Here is a 26,094-nt window from a genome sequence, read left to right on the forward strand (position 1 = left end):
TTTTTAGATGAAGGCCTCAGGCCATCCTGGCAATGGCATCAATTTCTATTTTTATACCACTACCTAATACCGACTGCACCGTAGTACGGGCGGGTTTTATGCCGGGAAAAAATTCGGCGTAAATTTTATTAAATGCCGGGAAGTCTTTGATATCTGCCAGGTGTATGGTACACTTTACTACCTGGTCTACGGTGCAACCGGCAGCAGTTAAAATACAACGCAGGTTATGCAGGGTCAGGGTAGTTTCTTCTTCTATGGTACCCAGCGCAAAAGCGGCTTTGGTAAAATCAATGGGACCTTGTCCGCTGATATACAACCAGCCATCCACGGCTACTGCATCAGAATAAGCACCGGTAGAAAAGTTCCGGCCTTTTTTTTCGGGATGAATGATTTCCCTTTTATCCATAATTTGCTGTTTTTAATAAGTAGCACGGCCACCAGATAAGTCGAATGTAAAACCGGTAGTAAAACTATTTTGCGGAGAAGTGATATATAAGGCCATGGCAGCGGCTTCATCGAGGGTGCCGCAGCGTTTCATGGGAATTTTATCGGTCATGTATTTCACTTGTTCTGGTGGCATGGCGTCTACCAATGCGGTACGGATCACTGCCGGCGCCAATGCGTTTACAGTGATACCGGTTTCTGCATAATCTTTTCCCTGTACTTTGGTCATCCCTATCACGGCAGCTTTGGAGGCGGAATAGGCCAGCATACCGGCGTTGCCTTCCTTGCCGGCAATAGAGGCGATGTGCAGGATGCGGCCATAGTTTTGTGCCAGCATGTGCGGCAATACATGTTTACTGGTAAACCAGGCGCCCATGAAGTTTACGTCGAGCACCAGGCGGAGATTATCGGTATCCGTTTCATGACTTTTGAGGTTGGTCATGCCCGTAATACCAGCGCTGTTAACGAGGATATCTGTTTTACCAAATCGTTCTTTCACTTGTGTAATCACGATTTTCACGGCTGCTTCATCGGTGATATCCACGGCATAGGTGGCTACTTCACCGGAAATTTGCGCGGCGGCGTTTTCCAGTAAAGCAGGATTTTTATCCAGCAACGCCAGCTTAACGCCGGCTTCCGATAACTTACGCGCAATAGCCAGCCCCAGGCCTGATCCGGCGCCGGTAACAATACCTACCTGTTGATGGAAATCTGTATACATACAATCGTTGATTAAGGATGATACTGCCAAAGTACATGATCACCTCAACGAAATCACCATCAAACGATTGAGTAAAATTATGCCTGTGCTTCGTGTATTACGAGCTGCGGGGGTAATAAGATTTTATGGAAAGTATTACCAGTGCGGGTTTTATCGTCGCCCTCCAATAACTGTAGTAAAAGTTCAGTGGCTTTTTCTCCCTGCAAATATGGGAACTGTTCTACAGATGCCATGGGTGGGTTATCCATGTAATTACAGATTGGTTCATTGGCGAAACTAACAAAGCTGATGTCTTCGTTAATTTTAATGCCTGCTTTTTTAGCGTACTTGATGGCGTCCATGGCTACATAGTCATTGAACGTGATAATAGCGGTGGGCCTGCGTTTCATGTCCAGTATTTCCTGCATGGCGCGCTGATTGCCTTCCCGGGATAAATTGGAAGATACCACACTGCTCAAATCTATTTTAATCCGCAGTTTTTGTAACGCATGCATATAGCCTTCCAGTCGTTCTTTGCTGGCGAGCAAGCTATCTGGTCCGTTGATCATACCTATATTGCGGTGTTTCTTTTTCACGAGGAACCGAATAGCCGCTTCCATACCGGATTCCAGCTCACTGGCAATGTAATGTATATCTGGCATGCGTGGAATACGGTCAAAGAACACCACGGGGATATTCATTTTCTTCAGCAAATCAAAGTGCGCATAGTTCGCGGTATTTTTAGCGATAGATACCAGCACACCATCTACCCGATGGCTTTTCATGGATTCCACCAGCCGCTTTTCGCGGTCTTCTTCATCGCGTGATTGCCCTAACAATAAAGTATAGTTTTTACGATAGGCGACATCTTCTATGGCACTTACAATAGATGCGAAAAAATCGTGGTTGAGATTTGGTAAAATCACCCCAATCATAGAGGTTTTACTTCTTTTAAAGGAAAGGGCTACCTGGTTAGGTTCATAATTCAGTTCAGCAGCCAGCTGATGCACCCTGGCACTGGTTCTCAGGCCAATACTGGGATGATTATGTAAGGCTCTTGAAACAGCGGAAACAGAAATATTCAGGCGTTTGGCAATTTCCTTGAGCGTAGGGACCTGCGCACTCATGACATATGGTTTTAGATGGTAACACACATTTCAATACCCGGCACAATCTGATATGTTGAAATGGAAAAGTAACACAAAAAAATGATTCTCTGCCAGGGAGAGCATACGTAAATTAATTCCCTTATATTTAAGTAACGAATCATTATGAGTATTCCTTTTTTAAAAATTCCGTTACCCATCTGCCAACAATTATCTCCTGGTATCAATCGTGTAAGTATCCTTTCTTTCCCGGATGGCTACCTGCTTAACTTCGATGATGAGCCGTTTGTAATACGACTGGACCGTGATTTAAAAGAGGTATGGCGTAAAGATCTGCAGGCCCGGCGGGTCCGTTATGTGAGCTGTCAGGTAAGCGTCAGCACCGATGGACATCTGATAGCCGTATCCGGCTACAATGACGTACGCATCTATGATGGCAACGGTGGTTTACGTTGGACATTTACACATGAACCCTGGGAAAGCTTTCTGGGGGCTTCCTGCTTTTTCAGCCACAGCAACCGGCTATTATGGCTCATTGCCCCTGGCGATCAAGACCGGCTATACGTAGCCCGCACTTCCGACTTTGCTATGCTGGGCAGCTATGCGATGGAAGGCCAACAGGAATATAATTATAGCTTCCTTCCCAGCCCCGACCCGGAAAAAATACTGATTGCCGCAGCAGCCGGACAGGATGATTGCCAGCTATACCAGGTACAACTAAACGACGATCAAATTGTATTGGAAGTACTGGACACCTGCAACGACCGCATACCTTGCAATTTCTCTCCGAACGGCCAGGAACTGCTGACGGCGCCACATTACAGCGAAGGCATTGCTGTCTTTTCCTTTCCTTCCTATACGCTATCAACGCAACTGGAGCAGGAAGACTTATTCGCATCCATTGAAGGATACCCGGAAGACGCATTGGAATATACCGTGTTGTTTTTAACAGATGATACCTTACTGGCTGTTACCCGCTTCTCCCGGCTACTCCTGATAGACCGCAAAACGATGACCTGTACCGGAGAATTGCTGGCGGAGGGTAACGACATCAAAGCTTATGATGAGCGTGGCGAGGTAACCACTGATCCCACAGCTATTGTTGATTATGCGGGTGAAATTGTAAACGTACAGGTAGACCGGCAACAACGATTAATGATTACTTATTACTCCGGTGATATCCGGTGGTATGAAATACCGTTATTGCAGGGTCGGGCTGTTTTAAGCTGATTTTGCGTTATCTTTAGCAGGAAGGTAAAAGACTGTTTTTCATCTCTCTAAAAAACAAATAAATGAAAAAAGCTGCGCTGCTTTTTATCTGCTTCATTTTATCTGTTATTCCTTCCCTTGCCCGGCAAACGCCGCCAGATACGGTTAAAACCGGTATCTATATTACCAGTATACACGATATTGATTTCAAACAAAGTGAATACACCCTTAACTTATGGCTGTGGTTAACCTATAAAAACAAGCAGTTTGATTTTGTTCAAAACCTGGAAATACCACAAGCCAAATCGTTTACCAAATCTTTTTCTACCATCGACTCTAGTAATGGCCGCATTTATTTACTGATGAAATTACAGTGTGTGATGAAGGATTCCTGGAAGATCAACAATTTTCCTTTTGACCGGCAGAAGCTGCGTTTCTCCATTGAAAACTCCCAGTTCGACTCACATGCGTTGGTGTTCCAGGTTGACTCACTGGGGAAGCAGTATGATCCGCGGTTTACACTGAGGGGATGGAATATCGACAGCTTCAAAATGGTGACTGGTATTAAAGCATATGAAACGGCTTTTGGCGATACTACTGTACCACAACCGCATACGGAATACAGTTCCTTCCAGGTTAAAATCGGGATTGGCCGGGATGCCAGTCAGTTGTTCTGGAAAATGTTTCTCGGCATGTACGTGTCGTTCCTCATTGCCTACATTTGTTTTTACATTCACCCCGATAATATTGATTCCCGTTTTGGGCTGGGCGTAGGTTCGTTGTTTGCTGCCATTGGTAATAAATACATCATTGATTCCTCCCTGCCCGACTCCACCACCTTTACGTTGGTGGACACCCTTCATGGCATTACGTTGTTTTTCATTTTTGCCGTGATTACCTCTTCGGCCTTGTCATTACAGCTGATCAAAGCCAATCAGCATGGAAAGGCCCGCAGATTAGATCTTCTATTGGCGCAGGTAGTATTGTTGATATATGTAGCCCTGAATGTTTACTTTATTTCGAGAGCAGCGCGGGGTTAATTAAACCGGTTCATCAATGCTTCAAATTCAATTTGCTCCGTCGTCATATGTCCGGGGCCTCCGTACTTTTTCAGGTACTTCCATTTCGCCCTGGCATCAATTTCCCTTGGCTGTATCCTGGCGCTCAGTGCGTGTACCGGCCGGCCGGTTAATGCGGTGAAGTCGGAGGTATAGATTTCAAACTGCTGGCAAGGGAATCGTTTTTTCAACTGATGATCATGATCCCACAGGTATAATACTTCTCCCGCTTTATATTCTACAATAAACAAATCTCCTTCCTCTTCATACTCCTGGGCAACGGCCACCTGTAGCGCATTAATACGGGTTACCCGGATACCGTTTTCCATCAGCAGGCGATTCAGCTTTGACCATCTTCTTTTTGACCACCGGCGGGTCCGGTACATTTCATAGGGCGCTATCAATATAAACGCAAAACAAATGATTGCCATGGTACCAAACACCCAGGTGGCAGTACGAACGTGAATACGTATAGCCATTTCCGTGAATGCCAGTCCCATTAAAAAAATGAAGATAAAATCGGATATGTTAAATCGGGATACCCGTTGCTTAAGCGCTCTCCTTTTCAGCTTGTTTAACAAACGGATTTCGTCGGCAAGGAGTGGCCGGTTAATTTCTTCCATTTAAACTAACGTTGTTCGGGTAAAGAAAAACAATAGGCATAGTTTTTTCCGTTCGGGATATGATCAAAAGGTAGTGAATTTTAATAAAAGATACGCGTCCCCGTTAGACCAGAAAATGTAATCACTTGTAAATGATGGAAATGAGGGTGGGATTTTTTTGGGGCCTGTTATCTTGTAGCAGCCCCACCTTCGGCAGGGCTGCTGTATTCCTGCATTTAGCTTTCCAGGCAGGCGCTACTTTCTTCTGCTGCCAGTTGCCGTTGCAAATCTTTGCTGGTTTGCGAATTACCATCGTGGCTCCAGCCTGGTGCATAAAACATGTATTTCAACTTATCCATCAATGTATCGGTTTTCTTCATGTCCTGCGACATGGCGATAAACTCATGAAAAATGATGTTAACGGGCCCCCTGTTTTCCAGGTCTTTCACCAGTCCATATTTCACCTTATCTTCTTCCAGCTCTTCCTGGAAGGTGCCGAACATTCTGTCCCAGAGGATCAGCAGCATACCCATATTCTTATCGAGATAGCGGGGATTGCTGGCATGATGTACCCGGTGGTGGGAAGGTGTTACGAAAATATATTCGATAACAGGATGTAGTTTACCGATTGCCTGGGTATGTACCAGGTTACCATAAATCTGGGTTACGTAATAAGCCAGCAAAATATCAATAGCGCTAAAACCCATTAAGCTCAGGGGTACAAAGAAAAACAACCGGTACATTGGTTCAAATACGCTGGAACGGAAACCGGTGGTCAGGTTAAAGTATTCAGAAGAGTGGTGCGTTACATGCACGGCCCAGAACAGGCGGATATAGTGACCGGTAGCGTGCAGCAGCCAGTACAGGAAATCTTGTAGCAGGACCAGCACCGTCCAGTAAATAAATATATTGGGAATAATAAAGAGATGGTAACGGCGGTATACAAAATCCAGCAGCAAAAAGGTGCCCGATTTCATCACCACATTCACCAGGAAGTTAACACTCATCAGGTAAATGGTCGTCAGTGTGTCTTTCGATTCATAATGTTTTTTGTTGTGCTGATAACTGAAATACGATTCAATCAGACTTAAAATAATAATGGTCCCGAACAAATAAAAAATAGCCGAACTCAAAGTTGATTCTGTCATAGGTATTACTTTTCCAAAGAGATGTTCTCCCAATTACAGGTTTCTTTCGATAATAAGACGATTCCCGTGAAATAAACCCCTATACTACTACTAAAAAAGATTTCCTGCAAGTTCTTGCGGACAAATCCGTGTTTCTACTGATTTTCCCCGGCGACAGTTTTCTCTCCGTATCCGCTATGGATCATCTGTTCCGGCTTTTCATCGAAAATTCTGCCGGTAGTACCTCCCTATCGGCCGGCCGTTCAACGGGTCACTTTCCCTTACTTTTTTTTCCGGAATTGAATTATTATCACTTACTTTGTAATACAAAGTACTTTTTAAACCAGAAAAACAAACGCGCAAATACTTGCGTACTGGCGTAGCTATGTCTTTTTTTCATCAACAATTAAACATCCCAGATCATGTACCCAAGTGAAAAATGGATCGCGCATTTCACCTTCAACGCGCAGCAACAACGGATTAACTGGCAGCAGGCCCCCCAGCTCTCGCCATCCGAAAGGAACACCATCCTGCGCTCCATGCAGGCCTGGCAACTGGGCGAAACCTCCGACGGGAGTAACCTGGTCCGTGCCGCCAAAAAATACGCCGCCAAAGGCGATGATCCCTACTATGTGGCCGCTATTGAGCTATTCATTAAAGAAGAGCAAAAACATGGCAACAACCTGGGTAAATACCTCGATGCGATAGGCGAAAAAAGAATAAAACTGGATTGGGGAGATACCTTGTTTAGAAAAGTGCGGCATTTTAATACCAGCATGGAGATATGGACGGTGACTGTTATTGTAGTGGAAAGTACCGCGCAGATTTATTACCAGGCACTGAAAGATGCCAGCAACTGCCAGTTGTTAAAACAGATCTGCACAGACATCCTTATTGACGAAGCTTATCATATCCGTTTCCAGGCAGAGCGACTGGCGGACCTCTTTCACCGGAAAAGTGACCACTATCGTGCCGTTAGTGCGGTGCTTTATAAGGCTTTCTTTTTTGCCACCGCCACAGTGGTATGGCTGGGTCATCGCCGGCTGTTTAAAGCCGGCGGTAACACTTTCAAAGGCTACCTGCGTAAGATGCACTATAAATACATCAAAATATTTCAGCAGTCGATGCAGATCAATTATAACAGTCCAACCTACCAGGCATTTTTTCACAGCGGCAACTGAGTTATTGCTTGCGCACCTGGCGAAACACTATTTCCCGGCGCTGCCCGAATCCCATATGCTGATAAATACGAATGGCGCGCTCATTGGCCAGGGAAACATGGAGATAAGACACCACACCCGCAGCGGCATGTTGCTGACAAAGCCGGTTAATGAGCCGCTGTGCGTATCCCTTTCCGGCATAGTCGGCGCGGGTGCAGATGGCACTCAGCTCCGTAAACCCGGTTAAACGCATGCGTTCTCCGGCCATGGCTACCAGCTCACCGTTTTGCCGGATGCCATAGTAGGTACCGAGCAAACGGGTATCCTGTTTGTAGTAGCCGGGCTGCAAACTGGTAATCAGGTTAAACATATCGGTAGCATCTGCCTCGTTGAGTAGGGAAATGGTAACGCCTTCTTCGTCCATCATGGGCGGCATACTGCTTTCCAGCACCATCTGTGCGCAGGGCAGTTCATGTGTTATCTCCCAACCCGGGGGCAATGGCGGTAAATCACCAATCACAAAAAAAGTTTCGTTGGTACGCATCCAGGGATCCAGCTCCCGGAGGCTGTCTGACTGCGGATCACTGCAGGCTATAAAGGGAACAATACCTGGTTTATATCGCTTCGCATGTTCCGTTCCTTCTGCAAATGCAGCCTGTACACTGGTTAACGCCCCCCAGGCAGGGTTGTCTAAAACGGTTTCCTTCATAAAACTAATGTAATATTTTTCATCACATCTGCCATCTTTTTTTGACCGGCTAACGGGTAAGAATATACTTTTTCAGAAAAACGCCGGTGAGGGAATGCGCATCTTTCATGATGGCCGCGGGCGTTCCCTCGAATATTACCATTCCCCCTTCCCTACCGGCGCCGGGGCCCATGTCAATGAGCCAGTCGGCCTGACTGATAACGTCCAGGTTATGCTCGATGACCACTACGGTACTACCGCGATCCACGAGCTTATTCAACAGTACAATCAGATTCCCTACATCCGACAGGTGAAGGCCTGTAGTAGGCTCATCCAGGATATAAATCGGAGTGCCTGTGGCGCCTAACTCCGTAGCCAGTTTAATACGTTGACGTTCTCCACCCGACAAAGAATCCAGCGGCTGGCCGAGTGTCAGGTAAGAAAGTCCCACTTCTGCCATTCGCCTTAATACCACCAGCACTTCTTCTTCTGAGAAAAAACTGAGGGCTTCCTGCACATTCAACCGCAATACTTCATCCATATTTTTTCCCCTGAAATGATAGCCCAGTACAGTAGGTGTAAATCGCTTACCATGGCATACCTCGCAGGTAGTCACAATATCATCCATAAACGCCAGATCCAGCGAAGTAACCCCCAATCCTTTGCAGGCCGGACAAGCGCCTTCTGAATTGAAACTAAACAGGGAAGCGCTGACTTTATTCTGTTTTGCAAACAGCTGCCGGATGATATCGGATATTCCCGTATAGGTGGCAGGGTTAGATCTTACAGACCCCGCCAATGCATGTTGATTGATACAAACTGCTTCCGGGTACAATCTTGTAAATACGCCGTTTATCAGGCTACTTTTACCGGAACCAGCTACCCCTGTTACTACTGTCAATACACCCCTGGGAATATCCACGTTTACCTGTTGCAGGTTGTGCAAGCCGGCCTTGCGAACGGGATAACTTTCCTTCCATTTTCTGACCGCTTGTTTTACCGGGGAAGGTTTATGGAGACAGGTACCTGTTAGTGTCCCTGATTGCAGCAATCCCTTTACCGTGCCTTCGTAAACAACCTCCCCACCATGCTTTCCGGCACCTGGCCCCATGTCGATAATATGGTCTGCTTCCAGGATTACATCAGGGTCATGTTCCACTACTAAAACAGTATTGCCTTTATCGCGCAGCCGCTGCATCAACACATTCAACTGGTGCACATCCCTGGCGTGCAAACCGGTGCTGGGCTCATCAAAGATGTACAACATATCGCTCAGGCTACTCCCGAGATGGCGTACCATTTTTACCCGCTGCGATTCTCCCCCGGATAAACCGGATGTTTCCCGGCTCAGGCTCAGGTAGCCCAGTCCTATTTCAGTTAAATGCTGCAGGCGTTCCGTAATAGCTGCCACCATAGTGACCGCCTGCGGGGACTTTATGCGCCCTATTTCTTTTACCAGGTCGTTCACCTGCATAGCTGCATACTCAGCTATATTTTTCCCGTGGATCTTTGCGCTTAATATCTTTTTATTAAGCCTTGCGCCATGGCACTCCGGACAGGGCCCCTTCATCACTACCCGTTTAAGCGCAGGTTGCAACGTTTTTTTATTTTCTTCGGCTTCCTTATCCAGGAATCGCTTCGTGAATCGCGGAATCACACCTTCATACTTTGCAGAAGGCCACCAGCCTGATTTAGGGTGAGGTGGTTTGATTTCTTCCTGGTACAGCAATAAATTCCATTCTTTCTTTGTGTATTGTGATAGCTTTTTATTGTTGTCAAAAAAGCCTGATAACACATACCGTTTCCACAACGCCGTATCCACCTCAAATGCCGGAAACAATATGGCGCCTTCGTTCAACGACTTATTACGGTCAAACAATTTATCTTCATCAATCACAGCCACGGTTCCCAGGCCGTCGCAAACAGGACACATGCCTTCGGGATGATTAAACGAAAACACATTGGAATAACCCACAAAAGGTGTTGCTATACGGGAAAATAACAGGCGCAACAGGGAGTAAATATCAGTAATGGTACCTACCGTGGAGCGGGCATTTCCCCGGATCGACTTCTGGTCTACGATAATAGCCGGGCTCAGGTTCTCCATCAAATCAGCATCCGGTTGCCCATAGTGCGGCAGGCGATGCCGGATAAAACTGCTGAAAGTTTCGTTTAACTGCCGCTGCGCTTCCGCCGCAATAGTATCGAATACCAGCGAGGATTTCCCTGAACCGGACACACCTGTCAATACAGTAATTTGCCGTTTGGGAATGGTTACATCCACGTTCTTCAGGTTATTTTCCCTGGCGCCTTTAATGACAATCAGGTCATGTGAGTGCTGCTTCATACACAGAAAATGGTTAGATAGTTAACAAAGTTAATGATTACCTTTGTTAACTATTAACAAGGATAATGCCCAACACCACCGATCAACTTGAACAAGCCTATACGAATCTGCAATGCCTGATCATTGCGCAGGTCAACAGGTTCAGTACGGAAAAGCTTACCGGTACCCAGTACCTGTTGCTCGATTACCTCATACGCTGTGGAGCATCCACCACAGGGCAGCTTGCCAAACAATTTCACATCTCTCCCCCTGCTGTATCCCGTCACATTAAAAAGCTGATGGAAGACAAATTAATTACACAGCAGAGAGACCTTGAAGATCGCCGTAGCTATTTCAATGCCGCCACTCCTAAAGCGGTAAAGTTGGTTAATGAAGCAAAAAAAATGCGCCGAAACATGTCGCGGCAACTGCAACAAATCCTCTCCCAACGCGACCGTGCCGCCTTTATACGGCTATGTAACCTGATCACCACCCACCTGAAACCAGACGAATAAATCCTATTTATATATCTTATAAAAACGTTAAACGGTTAGTTGCCCTACCGCAAAACCTGTACCTTTGCCCTACCAAAACACACCTATTTACCTCCCTCACCGCTGTTAGATATAGCAGTCCACTGTTCGTATTGAATTAACTTAAAATATAAAATATGAAACGACTGGAGAACAAAGTCGCCCTGATTACAGGCGGCGCAGGAAGCATCGGACAAACAACAGCTAAATTATTTATCGAAGAAGGGGCCAAAGTAATATTGGTCGACCTTGACGAGGCGGCCCTTAAAAAAGCAGCCACAGAACTGGGTAGCAACGCTGCCTATGTGGTAGCCAACGTGACCATCGCGGCAGACGTAGAAAAATACGCCAAAGAAGCCGTGAAAAAATTCGGTAAAATTGATATCTTCTTTAACAACGCCGGTATTGAAGGCGTGGTAAAACCGATTATAGATTTTCCTGAAGAAATATTTGATAAAGTGATGGCCGTAAACGTAAAAGGCGTTTTCCTTGGTTGTAAATATGTACTGCCACAGATGAACGATGGTGGTAGTATGATCATCACCTCCTCTGTAGCAGGCTTAACTGCCTCTCCTAACTTTATCGCCTATACGACCAGTAAACATGCTACCCTCGGTATCATGAAAACAGCCGCACTGGAAGCAGCTCCCCGGAAAATCAGGGTCAACTCCATACATCCGTCACCGGTAGACAACCGTATGATGCGTTCTATTGAAGAAGGATATGAACCCGGCAAAGGAGCAGATGTACAGAAAGCATTTGCCGCCAGCATTCCGTTAGGCAGATATGCTGCCCCACTTGAAATCAGTAAACTGGTGCTTTTCCTGGGATCTGATGATAGCCAGTTTATCACCGGCGCACAATATGTAATTGACGGTGGTCAAACCACTAAATAAAATAGTTTATAGCCGATCCAATGATGCAAGCGACTTCCCCTGAAAAGGAAGTCGCTTTTTTAATGTCATCGTTATTTATTTTTTTTGGGAGACAGGTCCATGATTTCTATCTTCCTGAAATCAACCGGTTGGCCCTCGCTCTGTAATGCAATATACCCTTCGGATAACAACTTCCCGTCTATCTTAATTGCCGGATCATAATTATTTACAACCCCGCCACCAATCTGTGGTTTGGAATATTGTAATACGGTATCGCCGTTGATGATATGTGTTACCAGGGAATCTCCCAGTACAATCAGCTCACCCCGTACCCATTGCTCCCCTTCATATGTTTTGGAGGTAGACTCCAGGCAGTGCAGCGGTTCAATCTGCCCTTTATATACTACGTTGGTACCCGGGGAACACATGTTACCGGTAGGTCTGGGTTTGCCATCTCCTAAACCGCCCAGCAACTGCATTTCTACAGAGATAGGCCAGTCCTGCTCCTTCGGCATCGTACGCGGATCCTGCGAATGGAACATCACCCCGCTGTTCAACAGCGTATATTCCGGCGCCGTAGGACACCATTTGCCTACAAACCGGTATTCAAATTTCAGGTGGTAGTGAGAAAATGGCTTTTTATAATACAAATGGGCAAACTGCTCGTTGAAGTCGCCGTACTCATCATACCTCACTTTGATGATGCCATCTTCCACACGGAAAGTATGACCAAAGTTCTCTCCTACTTCATGGTGATGAATTTTCACGATCCAGTCGTTCATATCCTTTCCATTGAAAAGGGATACCCACCGGCCTTTTTTATCTTGTTCGGGGCTATCTTTTGTAGACGCGTGAAAACAGGACATCGCACCACAACTTAGCGTCAGTGCCAGCATCATACGTGGAAAATAGTACTTCTTCATATAGATCTGCAGTTATAATTTTGAATCAGCGTACAAAATAACTTTTTAATGCAAAGAATGAAAGGGTTTATTTATTCCTATATTTGAAACCGTTCAAACTGGAATATATTAATGAATAAGCTGGTAGCATTAGCGGCAATAGGTTTGTTATCCCTCACCGTGCACGCACAGGACATCAATGATAACCTACGGAAACAAGCTTCCACTACACGTGGCGCCATTACCACAAAAGACTGGATACTCCGCGGCACTGTAAAATCAGTGAAGGAATGCAGCTTTGGCTTCGACGACAAAGGGCAAAACATGTCCACCTTCAATTGCATTGAAATGGAATTTAACCGGGAAGGCCTGCTACTTAAAAGAGGTTTTTATAGCAATAAGGATAAGAGCACGCCCGATAGCAGGTATTATTATGCCAACAACCGCTTAGATAGCATTACGGGCTTTCAGAAAAAAGTATACTCCTATGATGCGGAAGGCCGCCTGCAAAAGATCAGCAGCTACGGCTACCACGACGAAAACCGGCGTACCGTGATCACAGAAGAAACGTTCGAATACAATAAAAAAGGAATGATTACCAGCAATGCGCAAAATTCCCTGTTGGATAAAACCGTTACCCAATACACTTATGCGTATAACAAAAACGGCAACCTGACAGAACAACATATGGTCAGTCCTACCGCTGACATCCTTTACCAAAACGAATTCGACAACAAAGGCCAGGTATACAAAAGCCGTATCACCTACGCAAAAACGCCGGAGCAAAATAACTTCAGCGGCATGGAAATGAACCCGCAAGGCGATATTTCCGCGATGACTCTCAGCAGTCAGAAAACAGCCACCGTACGTACTTATCAGTATGAATACGATGCGCAGGGCAACTGGCTAAAACAAGCCGTTTTGCAGAATGACAAGCCACAATACACTGCGTTTCGTACCATTACTTATTACCTGACAGGCAACGACGTACTTACTACCACCGCTACCAACATGCCGGTAGTCAAGGCGCCGCTGTTACCTACAGAAGTTGTTGACTCTTTCGTAGCCGCGCTGGACCAGCAACGGTTTCCAACGGCCTACAGTTACCTCACGGGCGGGCGCTGGGGCACCGTGGCGCAATTTTCCAGCACCAACGCCTATGGCGGCATTACGGCCGCCAGGATGCTGAAAATGGAACCAGCTCCGCTACTCATTGGACAAAACACCGTGCCGGTGACCGCTACCATGTATGTGGAAGATCCTGCCAATGGCAGCGGTACCTTTGTACAACAGTTCCAGCTACAGCGTAAAGGAGACGATTGGAAAATAGCAGGGATTAAACTCATCAGCAGCACGCGCCCTGTTGACAACTGGAACCTGAACCTGGCCCCTCCTCCCGATTTAACCGAAGCACAGGTACTCCGTTTGTCCAAAGCCGTATATGACACCGTTTCCATGGTTTCTCCCGTTGGCAGTGAAAACGACCGGATGGAACGGCACCTCGATTCCCTGCGATTTTTTAAGGATGGTAAAACGCTGTACTGCATTGCCGTCTTCGCCACACAAGGACCGCAATACGGAGCCTCCACCGGCTGGTGTGATATACTGTTGTTTAGCAAACCTGCTGATAAATGGCAGCTGCAAACCTTCCTGCTGAATGCCGGCGGAGGTGGCATGTACGGCTACTCCGGCCATTTTGCAAAACTACTACGCATAGGAGATGAACACCTCGCTATTGTCCTGAAAGGAGGACTTACCCATATGGGCGAAAGCAGATCCTGGGCAGACCTGGTAGCCTTACACCAGGGCAAGCTACAACCGCTCACGCATATCGACACCGACTTCGAATATGACAATGGCAGTGGTGAGGATAACATCCGGTGCTCCGAAACCAAATACCGGTTTGAAAAAAATGGCAAACGGGTATATGATCTGATCATTGAAAACTATCGTTGCAACAATAGCAAAAATCCTTTGTGGAAGTTTGTGGTACCTTACAACAACGGATATACGATACCGGATTCGGTGAATGCGGAGGATTAGTTACACCGACTTCCCGTTTTTATAATATTCATGCTGAATACCTTCCAGCAGGTCTTGTGTGCCGATGGGGCGGTCTTCAGACAACGCGCGAATAGACGCTGATTGTACAATATTCAGGATAGAGGCGCCTGTGAGTTCATACTTGCGGGCCAGTTCCTGCAGGCTGATATCTTCGCTCCATGGGATATTTGCCGGCATCGTATTATTCCACAGCACCAGGCTTTCCTGCTCATTAGGCGGATTGAAAGGCACCACGGTTTGAAAGCGGCGAATAAAGGCCTGGTCCATGTTGTTGCGGAAGTTAGTTGCCAGGATTACCAATCCGGGATGTTCCTCAATTTTTTGCAGCAGGTAGGATACTTCCTGGTTTGCAAAACGATCGTGTGCAGATTGTACATTGGTACGCTTACCAAATAAAGCATCTGCCTCATCAAAAAAAAGGATCCAGTCTTCTGCCCTGTCAAACACCTGTTGCAGGTTCTTTTCTGTTTCCCCGATATACTTGGATACTACCATCGACAAATCGATGCGGTATACATCCAGCCCGAATTGCTTACCCAGCAAGCTGGCGGTTAATGTTTTCCCGGTGCCTGGCGGGCCGTAGAACAGTGCCCGGTAGCCGGGTTTCGTTCTTCTGCCTAAGTTGGCATCTGCTGTAATGCGATGATTAAACTGAAGCCAGTGGCGAATCATTTTCAGTTCCCGATCGGTTTGCCGGGATATCACCACGTCGTTCCATTCCATTTTTGTTTCCAGCAAAGTAGCCGGGAAATTAGAGCCAAAAGAGGGGCGCCATTTCCTGCCGGTCAGGAATTCCGCGAGTCTTGATTGAGATAAGAGCAGGCGGCCGCTCATTTCTGGTTCTCCCTCTCGTATATCTTCAAGGGTAATAACGCCCGACTGGAAAATAGTAGGCCGTTCAATGGCGCTGCCGTTTATCCTGCCGCCATATACCTCTCCTTTCAGCCAGGAGGCATAGTGCATGCGCATGTCCATATTCATGCCGGCCAGCAGGAAAAGGGCTGTTTCGCCGGTAGGAATGATGCCGCGGTAGTTGGTGCCTTTCACGCCGCCAAACTCCGGAAAATCGCCTCCTTTAGGCAGGTATTGCCGGATCAATGATGTGAAGAGATCCGGATGTACGTGTGGAGAGATTGCCAGCATCAGTATAATATATTCTTCCACGGAAAGATGGTGATCAATTACGTATCTCGCCAGTGGGGAGTCGTCATCTGTTAATTCGAAAGGTGGCTGTTCAAATTCTTCTTTCCTGCCGAAATAATGATCCAGCCTGGCAGCGGCTATGTTGATCAGCACTGACATAGAGGTGGCGAGAAAAGATTGTCCCTCTACGCCGGGGATATTCATTTCAGGCGTTTCTGATGGTGTAGCTGTTATTTCTTTTTTCTTCCAATACATGCTATAAAATTTTCAGGGTCATTAAGGGGTACAATCAGCATCTTTGGTACCGACGCAATCCACTGCCTTCTTATTGGCCGCGTCCAGTTTCGCCATATATTCCGCTACCTTTTCCGTGTATTTATCGCCTGCGGCGATATACTTATCGGTCGATTGTCCGACGGCGCCGGTAAACGAAGGCACTTTATGTTTGGCCAGGTAGTTCAGTGCAAAAGTGCCATGGCTGCCTTCGTGGAAGCGCAAGGTGGTATGGCCACTCTTTTTATCTTTTTTGGTAGTGCCACGTCCATAGATGGAAGTAGACTTTGGATCTGCTTCAGGGGCATACACCGTTTGAATGGTAATTTCCAATGTAGCCTTCCCGATGATTTTTGAAATTTTATCATTTTTAGTTTCGTAGGAAGGCGGGCCACCAGCCACATAAGAAATGTTGGTGACGGCAGATTTACCCGGCGGCACCGGGCCGGTGGTATCGGGCAATATAATCACCTTCACCCGGCCTACCTGTCCGGTGGCATCTACAACGTCGCCGGCGGCATCGGTATCTGTTTTCATTTTCTTTGGCACCGGCGTTGAAATATTTGGGATATCCTTTTTCTGCACCACCTCCAATGCAGATCCCTGTTGCTGTACCACGTGGGTGAGTTCATGTGCCAGCAACCATTTACCTTCGCGGGAGCCGGGGTTATATTTATCTTTGTTGAAATAAATTTCACCACCATAAGTAAATGCCTGGGCTTGCAGTTCTGTGGCTGCCGCCTGCGCTTCCGGCCCGGTATGGATGCGTACTTTACCAAAGTCGTACCCGAAGCTACCAGACATTTCTGTTACTGTACCGGTAGGCAACGTTTGTCCGTTTCCGTTAGCGATGCTGTTTGCGTTAACCCTCCCTTTGGGCAAAGCCGACCGATGTGGACCGGCACCTTCCTTCTTAGCAATATGCCTGTCTATTGACCGTTGCACCACTTTATCCGCCATTTTATCGGCTTCCTGTTCCTGCGAATCACCAGGCGTACTTACGGTTAATTTGGCCTGGGGCTTTGCTCCGGGCGGGAAAAAGGTGGAATGGTGCTCGTTTGTTTCCTGCGACGGCTCGGCCTGGAAGAATTGCTGCACCGGCCTTCCTTCTCCTTTTTTCTTTTTTCGGCGCAGTTGTTTTTTTACAGCCATGGTATTATTATTTAGAGAGATGTTGCATTTCTTTTTTTACGAAATAGTCGGCCGGCAGCCCGATGTCCTCACGCATGGCCAGCAGCAGCCGTTCCCGGGCGGCTACCGTGGTATCAGCAAATACCCCGTCTGTAGCCGCAGCCTCCTGTAATTCGCGGAATGCCCTGATTACTTTAGCAGAGGCCATCAATACCAGCTGCGCCTCCAGCTCCCGGACATTTAGTTTTACCCTTACATCTGGTTCTTCTTCCAGGTCATCTACCACTACCTGCCAGCTATCCAGGCATTTTTCGTATAGGCTTATTCGATGGTTGAATTGTTTTCCTTTCAGGATTTTATCCCCATGGGTACCAATAGCGTTACTGAGAATGAACGTGCAGATCACGGCCACCGCCGCAAAGATAACAACGATAGCCCGGGTTGCAGGTTCCAGGCCCAGTTGCTCCTGCCGGAGGAGCAGGTATCCCTGCCAAACCACCCAGATCATGACGGTGAGTGTGAGCAGTGCCAGTAACATTTGAATGAAGCTTCGCATAATATCAGGTTGTATAAAGTTTAATATGTGATGGCGCCAGGATAACTGTCAGCCGGTCTCTTTCTCTCTTGCTAAATACATACTTACCTTTCAGTTTATATTCGATCAGGCGGTCGTAAGAATCGAAGCGTACAGTACCCCTGTCTTTCATAATTTTAACAATCGCTTTCGCCCAATCTTCTTTCATACCATCTATTCCTTTTACCATTTCTTTCGCAGTGGCGGTATCCAGGAATACCGGATCTTTATCCCGTTCTTTTAGCGCATAATGATCTGCCCGGTCATCAATCTTATTATTGATCGTTTTTTCGATGATGGGTTTGGCAACGGTTTGATCAGGATCTACCAATATCGCTTTGCAATGGAGCGACTTTGGAACAAACTGCTCTCCTCTCCGGATGCTTTCCACGTCTGCTACTTCTTTTGCGTTACCTATTTTCGCCTTCTCAGCAGGCGTCAGCGCCGGCAGTGCACTTCTTCCATAATTCGGTACTACTTCATAGTCTACAATAGATCCTTTAGTCACAAAGTTCTTTACGTTTTGTTCTACCAGGTCGCGGTGATCTGCATTCGCCTGTACCGTCAGCGGAGTAAGGTTCTTCATGTCTTTACCGGTACCTCCCAGCTTCTGGTTGAGCAGGTGACCAAGAATATAGTAAGGTCCATTATCTTTCTTCCTTCGTTTGATATCTTTATACGTGGCTGGTTCATTTACATCCGGTTCACTACCTTTCAACGGATTTTTCTTCGTTAATTTCTTTGCATGCATGTAGGTAGCATACTGATTTGAGTTAACCGGGTTGAGGGTCAATTCAGGATCGATATTCTTCGCTGAAATATCATATTTAAACAACGGTCCTATGATAGCGCCCAGGTCGTCCATCAACTTCACGATATCTCTTTCTTTATCGTCGTCGGTATACTTAGGCGTTGTTGGTTTCTTTTCAGCCAGCTTAATTTGGTCATATTTCTTTATCGCCTTGTCTTTCCGGTCCTGCATTTTCTTGCCTTCCGGGCTTTTCGGTTTATCGATAACAATAGCGTTTAACCAGGTTTCAAATTTCTTGGGCGTGCTTTGTACGATCAGCTCTGCACTGTTTTCGGTGCCTTTGAAGGAGAGGCTATGTGTTTCTCCATCTTCTGCTTTAAATTCTGAACGTATACCCAGCCAGCCCAATACTTTATTGAGGGCAGATTTACCCATTTTAAGCAAGCTATCTATTACGCTGATGGCACCATTGATGAGCCAGTCTATAGCGCTATCTACCTTTGTGCGGCCGGCGGTCACGATTTCTTTGATCTTATCGCCAACAGGGCCAATAATGACTTCTACCGAAAATCCTATTACTACCGGTACAGCCTTTGCCAATACGTCTTCAAATGCTTTCTGTGCATGATCCAGTTTACCGCCGATGATTTCCGCGAGGTTATCCATCGCCTGGTTGGCCAGGTTCAGGATACGGTTAGCGTAGGCGATGGCCTCTTTCATGGTATCATAAATGAGGATAATGGTATTGATGGTAGCACCTATACCCAGTGGATCTGCACTGGTAGCCAGGCGCTTCATAATCTCCGCGGATATTTTCTCTGATATCCAGCTAACAATACCGCTGATCACCATATCTTTAAGATCCTCCAGTTTTTCCTGGGCCTTACGAAGCAAGCCTGCTGCACCTTCTTTTATCCAAACGGTGACCCATTCCAGCGCGCCGGTTAACATGCCCTGCATCTTCCGCATTTTGGCCACCCGTTCCTTTCCGATCCTCGGATGTTCTTCCATCCGTTTGTATACATTTTCCAGGTTGATGCCAAAGAGATCCAATACGTACCCCAGTATGCTGCTCAAGCTAAAATCGGACGGAGGAGCTACCGCTACGGCGCCCTTCACTTCTCCAAACAACCATTCCAATGCGCCATGCAGCATATGTGTGCCCAGGTTATCATAGAAACGTACAAAGCCGCCTTTGATCACGTTCCATACATTTTTCAGGAACTCACCCGGCTTTTTGATGATGTCGGAGAAATTATGCGCGGCCTTGGCTATTACGGCAGTAACGAGTGTTGGATCGATGCCGATTAAGCTCAGGAGGTTACGGAAAAATGTCCAGAGTCCTCTCGCCAGCTTACCATCCACAAACACCTGTTGTATCACAGTAAGTGCTGCAGCCCTGATCTGGGGCCATTTTTCTTTCAGATCGATGAATTCTGCAATCACCGGAATCTTCTTGAGGATGACCTCCGTGAGCCAGTTCGTAATGGGATCCTTGATACACTTGGGTACCAGGTTAAGCGGACCCAGAATGAAGTCGCCCAGGAAGTCCAGTACATTGCCTGCTACAGCCACCAGCTTCAGCAACATGTCGATGACCCGTTGCATGAAGCCGCGTACATCCTCCATTCCCTGGTAAATCTTGTCAAACATCCACACCACCTTATCCTCCGCCCAGTCTTTCACACTGGCAATTGTTTTAGGTACCCAGCTCACCAGGGAGTATACGGGTCCGAGGTATTCATTGCTTTGAAGGCCGTTAAAGAATGTACTTACGTTAACGGCTATATTATTTACTTTCTCCAGTACCCATTGTCCGGCGGCGATAATGGTTACTTTGATGCGGTCTATCGATTTGTTCAGCGCAGGCAGCAATACATCGCGGAGAGAGGTTTGTTTGTTGGCTACCGCATCATCATCGTTGCCCATGGCGGTGGCGGTATCTGCTACCTTATCCAGCCATTGCGTAGCGTCCTCCTGTAATTTGCGGATGGCGTCCATGTTGATCATCGCGCCAATGCCGCTGATGACAGCCTGTATAGGTTCTATTACCGGGCGTAATTGTGTTTTAATAAACTGCCATGCTTCGCCCAGTTTGGCAGATACGAAGTCCATAAAACCACCTTCCTCGGAATTATCGATACCGAGTTTTTTACAAATCCAGGCCCAGGCATCGCGGTAGGGTTGAATAATGATGGCATCGAATTTATTCCAGATCCATCGTCCGAAATTTTTGATACGGTCCCATACTTTACCCGCGAAGGCCGTGACCTTATCCAGAGCAGGCGTCATGTATGTATCCCATATTTTATTGAGCCATAGCCGCAACGGCTCAATGGCTTCCATCACGCGATCCCAAACGGCGCCGGCAATGGCTTTCACTACCACAGAAAGCAGGTTCAGTGCATCAAACAAAGGCTTGCAATCTCCTTTGGACAGGCCGTTGAGGATCACCGGCAGCTGATTTTTCAGGTGAATAAAAATCTGGATAATCAGCATGAACTGCTCATCAGAAAATCCGAGACCATTGAACAGCTCCCTGAAGAGACCGAATAAAGCGTTTTTGATATAACCGAAAACGCCCTGTGATTTTACGTCTTTATAAAACTCGTATATATCAGGAGGTAAATGAGATGCCAGTATGGAATCGGCGCCATTGAGCAATGTATCTGTCCACGAGGTTTTCTTTTCCTCCCCGTTTTCCTCATCACGTTGTACGGTTTTAGCAGCACCCTGTTGGACGGTATGGGTCAGTTCATGGGCCAACAGAAAACGGCCGGAGGTAGATTCCGGCTGGTATTTATTTTCTCCGAAATAAATATGATGCTGATAAGCAAATGCCTGGGCGCCTATTTCGTGGCTGAGGGCAGCTGCTTCTGTGCCGGTGTGAATACGTACCGCACTGAAATCAGCCTGAAAGGCTGTTTCCATTTGTTGCTTCACGGGTGCTGCCAATGGACTTCCCGGTGCGCTTGTTTTCAAACGGGTGGCAAAGGTGTCGCTGGTGCGGAAACTGCCATCACCGGCGCGTTGAAGTCCGCGTACGGGTTTGGTGGCAATAGCCTCTCCTTCTTCTTCATGTCGGTGAATGTTATTGCTGCCATCGCCTGGCGGACGGGCACCACCGCCACCGGTGAAAGACAAAACAGGCATACGCAATACCTTCTCTGCCATGCGATCGGCTTCTATTTCATTGGGATCATCCGGTTTGCCTACTTTAAGACTGGGTTGTATCCGCATCGCCACAGCAGGTGCGGTGGATTCATCCAGGCTGGTATGCAGCTTTTCATCCTGCTCGCAAGCAGCGCATTTTGTTTGTATAGGCGCTTCTTCTTCTCCGGGAGAACGCTTCAGTTCATCTTCCGCTTCATGTTCTGCACACTTTGCCTGTATTGGTGCTTCTTCCGGTGCTGTATAACGTTTTATCTCCTCGTGCTCACATTCTGCACATTTCGCCTGTATGGGCGCCTCTTCTTCCGCCGGTGAACGTTTCAGTTCATCTTCCCTTTCGTGTTCTGCACACTTTGCCTGTATAGGGGCTTCTTCTTCCGCGGGTGAACGTTTTAGTTCATCTTCCGTTTCATGTTCTGCGCACTTCGACTGTATAGGGGCTTCTTCCGGTGCTGTATAACGTTTTATCTCCTCGTGCTCACATTCTGCACATTTGGCTTGTATGGGAGCTTCTTCTTCCGCGGGTAAACGTTTCAGTTCATCTTCTGTCAGATGCTCTGCGCACTTCGCCTGTACCGGCTCTTCTTCTGAGGGGTTGCGTTTTATTTCCTCGTGTTCGCATTCTGCGCATTTGGCTTGCACAAACGCGGCCCGTTTAAGGGTCTGTGATTGTTCACCATTCGTATGTTTTGCCTGAAGTTTTTTTCCAGTTAGCGACCGGTGAATACCCGGAATAAATAAGGCTTGCAGGGCGTGTGTATCGGCGGCAGTATCTACATCGCGGGACACCGTAGCGGCAAAAAAAGGAGTTGTTTGTTGAGCGGCATGGCGCTGCCCGGACTCTTCCTTCCGGAAAAGTTTACCGGTTTTCAGACCGGTAGTGGGAGTTGCGTTATGAACAGCACTTTCGCTCATAGGGTTACTTCAATGAATTAAATGCAGCGACATATTTTACCACTGCACGTATAATATTTGAGGCATCCAGGCATATTTTACCATGGATACTTTGTTGATGAGAATATCTTCTGTTCGTGCCTGGAGCGTCAATATCCAGGCGCCATCACTGCGCTGGGATAATTGTCCTTCTCTTTGCAGGAAGGCAGTGCTGAACCAGTCGGCAGAAAATTTGCGGTCTTTGCGCCATGCTTCCAGGTAGTCTGCCAGCATGGTAGCAGCCGCCTGTTGTGCAGCGTCATCGGGAGCCAGCGCGGGGTCTACCGGCAAATGCAGGGGCCAGTTACAAAGCAGCTTATTGAGTACCCAATGTGCTTCACCTGCTACATCGTTCTGCCCATAGCAGATATAGTGTAGCAGCAGGATAGCCCGCTGTTGGGCCGCCTCGTCTACGAATTGCCGGTCTGCCACATAACCGAGTGTTCTGAACAACCGCCCACACTCCATCCAAAGCAATACCAGTCCGGCGTTTTCAATTTGCAGTCCGCGCTTCAACTGCTCCGTGAGGTTACCTACTTTATTCGTAATCGTATCGATGGTGGCTGGGATATCCAGCTTGGTACCGGCTGCTTTTTCATGGGTAGCACTAACGCTGCCGGCTATACTATTTCCTGCTGCCCGTTGAAACAAAGCCGCCCAAACGGGGGCATCGGGCAACGCAACCGCCGCCGAGGTGTTGGTGGTTGTGGTAGTAGTAGCATTTGCTGCACTTCCTGTTGCTGAAGGCAATACACTTTTTCCGGCGCGGGCCAGCGCTTGTATGATCCACTCTTGTAATACGGCCTCCCCGCAGGAAAACGTGCGTAGAAAAAACTGTTTCATTCCAACAGCCCCCAGCAAATAATACAGGCGCATCCACACTACCGGATCTTCTTTGCCAGCGGCTTTCAGGAGTTGTTCAACTTCCGGTTGTGCGCTGTAGGGCAAGGCGCGTAATGCTTCCTGTAAAGCAACAATAACTTCACTTCCATTGTCAAATGCCCGGATCCCGTATTTCAGAAAAAACAGTTGCACAGCCAGCGTATATTCAGCGCTGTCCGGAATAATAATATTCTCTGCGCGTTGGGTACTGAGTTGTTGCCGGATAGCTATCGCCAGTTGTGACAGCAATTGTGTATGAAAGTCGTTTTCGTTGGTGCATTGCAGTGAAATTGAAATCGCCGGAATTTCAACATACTCCCCTTCATTTACCAGGCCATCCAACAATGCGGTTAGTTGTGCCGTGAAAGCAGCAGTATGTAAGCGGTAACCCAACTGCTGTTGCAGTTGGCCTGCCAGCTTTGGTTCAGAAGCATTTACCTGTACTTCCATCCGTTTAATGATATGTTGTTGCTCAGGCACGTGGTTGGGGTTGTTGATTCATCACGTAGTAGTCGAGGTACTGGATACCGCAACAACTCACCTTGTACGGGAGCATAAAATCGCTCACGATAGTGAAGGCTTTTATTTCTGCCCGGTCAGAATGAATACATTCATTCAGTTCTATCTGCTCATCTTCATTGGTATATACCAGCACCAGCGTTTGGCCCTGTTGTAATGCCGGCCGGTGTTCCAGCCCAAGCATATAAGGCAGCAGCCCGATGTTTGTGGTACTGTGTATATCCACCGCGATGACGTCTATACAGAGGTTGTATGACAACAAGTATTTAACCAGGTCAAAGCCATTGAGCCAGCAGTCTTTGTTATCGCTGTTCAGCGTGATGGTTTTGCCGATATGCCCTTCTACCCGCAACCAATGCCGTGGCTCGAAGTTAAATGCCAGTGGCATCAATACTTCCGGGCGGGTGCTGTAGCTATCATTGCTGACATCGGTAGAGGCCTTATCGTCATTGCCCGGATAGGCATTATACGACAATAAGGTATCGGTACGCCGCAACACGGTGGTTTCATAGTCCCAGAACTGGTGTACGGAATAAGCACTGTTGCTATCCAGCGGATAGTAGTAAGGAATAGCGGTTTTCCCCAATGTTTCTGCGCTACTGCGTGTAGGCGTTACTTTTATAGGCAGATATTGGAACGGATCGGGATCATCCGGTTTGGCAAGCGATTCCCAGTAGTCGGTAGAATCAAGTTTGTCTTCTATGGTATCGTTGGAGGTAGCCAATACTTTCTCCAGGTGCAGGAAAGGCAGGTCAAACGTGCGTATCATCACCATTATGCGCCAGTGCATGCAGCGTACTTCGCGGATGGTGGCATCCTTTTCGGCGGTCAGCGCCAAATCGCGGAATATCAGCGGTTGATAGGTGCTGCGACCGCCCAACACCGGGCCCAGCAGCACCACGAGGCCGGTAGCATCTTTTTCTGTGAGCGCTGTGCAGGTGCATTGTCCGCGGAAGCCGTTGAGTTTTAACACCAGCTCATTATAGGCCGTGGTGAGATCCCGCAGCCAATCGTATATGTACTGAATATAAAACAAGTGCAACCCTTCCTCATAAAAAGCATTCAGTTTAAGCACCAGCATTTTCCGGTACTGTTCCAGGTAAGCAGCTCCTTTATGAGATAGCAGCGGGCCAAAAAGATCATGTAATAATTTCAGGGCATCGCGGAATATTTGTTGATAGTCGTCGATAATAGCTTTATACTCAAAGAAAATATCTGCATACGCTTTTACATTTTGAAAAGGTGGTTGCAGGTTGCTTTCCTTCAAGCCTATTGCCGGATTCACGATAGCCAGCTTTTTGTAACCAAAGCGGGGCATGGTTAACAGCGGCAATTGCAATACCGGGCGAAGAAAACGATCTACTGCCGGAATATCAATATCATCCGGAGAAAAATTGTTGGAGAAAAGCGACTGGTCATCATCGGGTGCGGGTGCTTCTATTCCGGCTACGCGAGCCATTGCATTGCGGGTAACGAGTATCCAGTATAACTGCGGACCAGCTTCCACATCACCGGGCAATGCCAGCAGTAACATAATTTTATCCCGGTTCAGATTCCGTTCAGGTATATCGTCGGGATGTTGTTGTTTGAGGGAGTCGATTGTATCGGGTGGTGCATTATCCGGGGCCAGGAGCAGGAACTGCATGTGTTGGGGATCCAGTTTGTCCAGTTTCAAATAGGCGAGCATAAACTGACTTACGGTAGTCCATGCGGAGGTATTCGTCTCCCCACTACCGGGTACAGTTGGTAATGGTTTTACATAATAGCGGAACTTTTTCTCCGGGGTATGTAATATGGTGCCATCTGGTAATATCACGGTACCTTCTGACACATCGATGGAGCAATCTGAATTTACGTGTACTTCTGTTCCACATACTACGCCGTTGCCGGCAAAACAGGTATCAATATGTTCTTTCATGAATA

At 47.2% G+C, this 26,094-nt stretch carries 20 protein-coding genes; 6 read left to right on the forward strand and 14 right to left on the reverse strand.

Annotated elements, in window-relative coordinates; genetic code table 11:
• Positions 1-16 precede the first annotated feature (16 nt).
• The 3 genes from AC5ZC7_RS13795 to AC5ZC7_RS13805 form a co-directional block, all read right to left on the reverse strand.
• Positions 17-406, reverse strand: coding sequence for a Rid family hydrolase (locus tag AC5ZC7_RS13795; RefSeq protein ID WP_496161894.1), 390 nt, complete (start codon positions 404-406; stop codon positions 17-19).
• A 12-nt stretch (positions 407-418) separates the two neighbouring features.
• A complete protein-coding gene (locus tag AC5ZC7_RS13800; RefSeq protein ID WP_496161895.1) occupies positions 419-1,165 on the reverse strand; it encodes an SDR family oxidoreductase in 747 nt (248 codons plus the stop codon).
• Between the two features lie 77 nt (positions 1,166-1,242).
• Positions 1,243-2,271: a substrate-binding domain-containing protein gene (locus AC5ZC7_RS13805; RefSeq protein ID WP_496161896.1), complete on the reverse strand. Its 1,029-nt coding sequence runs from the start codon at positions 2,269-2,271 to the stop codon at positions 1,243-1,245.
• 144 nt (positions 2,272-2,415) lie between these two features.
• On the opposite strand from AC5ZC7_RS13805, the gene AC5ZC7_RS13810 reads away from it, so the two are divergent.
• Both AC5ZC7_RS13810 and AC5ZC7_RS13815 read left to right on the forward strand, forming a co-directional pair.
• Positions 2,416-3,480: a WD40 repeat domain-containing protein gene (locus tag AC5ZC7_RS13810; protein ID WP_496161897.1), complete on the forward strand. Its 1,065-nt coding sequence runs from the start codon at positions 2,416-2,418 to the stop codon at positions 3,478-3,480.
• 62 nt (positions 3,481-3,542) lie between these two features.
• Positions 3,543-4,499, forward strand: coding sequence for a ligand-gated ion channel (locus tag AC5ZC7_RS13815; protein WP_496161898.1), 957 nt, complete (start codon positions 3,543-3,545; stop codon positions 4,497-4,499).
• On the opposite strand, the gene AC5ZC7_RS13820 is transcribed toward AC5ZC7_RS13815, so the two are convergent.
• Entirely contained in the window at positions 4,496-5,140 is a 645-nt protein-coding gene (locus tag AC5ZC7_RS13820) for a hypothetical protein (RefSeq protein ID WP_496161899.1), read from the reverse strand. The genes AC5ZC7_RS13815 and AC5ZC7_RS13820 overlap by 4 nt on opposite strands.
• Before the next feature lie 215 nt (positions 5,141-5,355).
• A complete protein-coding gene (locus tag AC5ZC7_RS13825; protein ID WP_496161900.1) occupies positions 5,356-6,267 on the reverse strand; it encodes a sterol desaturase family protein in 912 nt (303 codons plus the stop codon).
• Positions 6,268-6,668: 401 nt separating this feature from the next.
• Between AC5ZC7_RS13825 and AC5ZC7_RS13830 the strand changes: the two genes are divergently transcribed.
• On the forward strand, positions 6,669-7,427 hold the full coding sequence (locus tag AC5ZC7_RS13830) for a ferritin-like domain-containing protein (protein WP_496161901.1): 759 nt from the start codon (positions 6,669-6,671) through the stop codon (positions 7,425-7,427).
• A gap of 1 nt (position 7,428) precedes the next feature.
• Here AC5ZC7_RS13830 and AC5ZC7_RS13835 read toward each other — a convergent pair whose 3' ends face one another.
• A complete protein-coding gene (locus tag AC5ZC7_RS13835; RefSeq protein WP_496161902.1) occupies positions 7,429-8,115 on the reverse strand; it encodes a GNAT family N-acetyltransferase in 687 nt (228 codons plus the stop codon).
• A gap of 49 nt (positions 8,116-8,164) precedes the next feature.
• Positions 8,165-10,441: an ATP-binding cassette domain-containing protein gene (locus AC5ZC7_RS13840; protein ID WP_496161903.1), complete on the reverse strand. Its 2,277-nt coding sequence runs from the start codon at positions 10,439-10,441 to the stop codon at positions 8,165-8,167.
• A gap of 65 nt (positions 10,442-10,506) precedes the next feature.
• Between AC5ZC7_RS13840 and AC5ZC7_RS13845 the strand changes: the two genes are divergently transcribed.
• Positions 10,507-10,935 carry a MarR family transcriptional regulator gene (locus AC5ZC7_RS13845; protein WP_496161904.1) on the forward strand — a complete coding sequence of 143 codons (429 nt, stop codon included), beginning with the start codon at positions 10,507-10,509 and terminating at the stop codon, positions 10,933-10,935.
• Between the two features lie 155 nt (positions 10,936-11,090).
• On the forward strand, positions 11,091-11,849 hold the full coding sequence (locus AC5ZC7_RS13850) for a glucose 1-dehydrogenase (RefSeq protein ID WP_496161905.1): 759 nt from the start codon (positions 11,091-11,093) through the stop codon (positions 11,847-11,849).
• Between the two features lie 71 nt (positions 11,850-11,920).
• On the opposite strand, the gene AC5ZC7_RS13855 is transcribed toward AC5ZC7_RS13850, so the two are convergent.
• Positions 11,921-12,751, reverse strand: coding sequence for a 3-keto-alpha-glucoside-1,2-lyase-like domain-containing protein (locus AC5ZC7_RS13855; RefSeq protein ID WP_496161906.1), 831 nt, complete (start codon positions 12,749-12,751; stop codon positions 11,921-11,923).
• Positions 12,752-12,862: 111 nt separating this feature from the next.
• On the opposite strand from AC5ZC7_RS13855, the gene AC5ZC7_RS13860 reads away from it, so the two are divergent.
• Positions 12,863-14,773: a hypothetical protein gene (locus tag AC5ZC7_RS13860; RefSeq protein ID WP_496161907.1), complete on the forward strand. Its 1,911-nt coding sequence runs from the start codon at positions 12,863-12,865 to the stop codon at positions 14,771-14,773.
• Here the strand turns inward: AC5ZC7_RS13860 and AC5ZC7_RS13865 are convergent, their stop codons facing one another.
• From AC5ZC7_RS13865 to AC5ZC7_RS13890, 6 genes are read right to left on the reverse strand one after another with little or no spacing between them, the layout of a single operon-like run.
• On the reverse strand, positions 14,774-16,192 hold the full coding sequence (locus tag AC5ZC7_RS13865) for an AAA family ATPase (RefSeq protein WP_496161908.1): 1,419 nt from the start codon (positions 16,190-16,192) through the stop codon (positions 14,774-14,776).
• A 21-nt stretch (positions 16,193-16,213) separates the two neighbouring features.
• Complete coding sequence (locus AC5ZC7_RS13870; RefSeq protein ID WP_496161909.1) at positions 16,214-17,362, reverse strand: eCIS core domain-containing protein; 1,149 nt, start codon at positions 17,360-17,362, stop codon at positions 16,214-16,216.
• A 7-nt stretch (positions 17,363-17,369) separates the two neighbouring features.
• A complete protein-coding gene (locus tag AC5ZC7_RS13875) occupies positions 17,370-17,897 on the reverse strand; it encodes a hypothetical protein (RefSeq protein ID WP_496161910.1) in 528 nt (175 codons plus the stop codon).
• Between the two features lie 4 nt (positions 17,898-17,901).
• Entirely contained in the window at positions 17,902-22,752 is a 4,851-nt protein-coding gene (locus AC5ZC7_RS13880; protein WP_496161911.1) for an eCIS core domain-containing protein, read from the reverse strand.
• A gap of 36 nt (positions 22,753-22,788) precedes the next feature.
• Positions 22,789-24,132 (reverse strand): contractile injection system tape measure protein, encoded by a 1,344-nt coding sequence (locus AC5ZC7_RS13885; RefSeq protein ID WP_496161912.1) that lies wholly within the window; start codon positions 24,130-24,132, stop codon positions 22,789-22,791.
• Positions 24,125-26,089 (reverse strand): hypothetical protein, encoded by a 1,965-nt coding sequence (locus AC5ZC7_RS13890; protein WP_496161913.1) that lies wholly within the window; start codon positions 26,087-26,089, stop codon positions 24,125-24,127. Before AC5ZC7_RS13890 ends, AC5ZC7_RS13885 begins: the two co-directional genes overlap by 8 nt.
• Positions 26,090-26,094 lie beyond the last annotated feature (5 nt).

It is taken from the genome of Chitinophaga sp. 9-1-y (assembly GCF_059511905.2).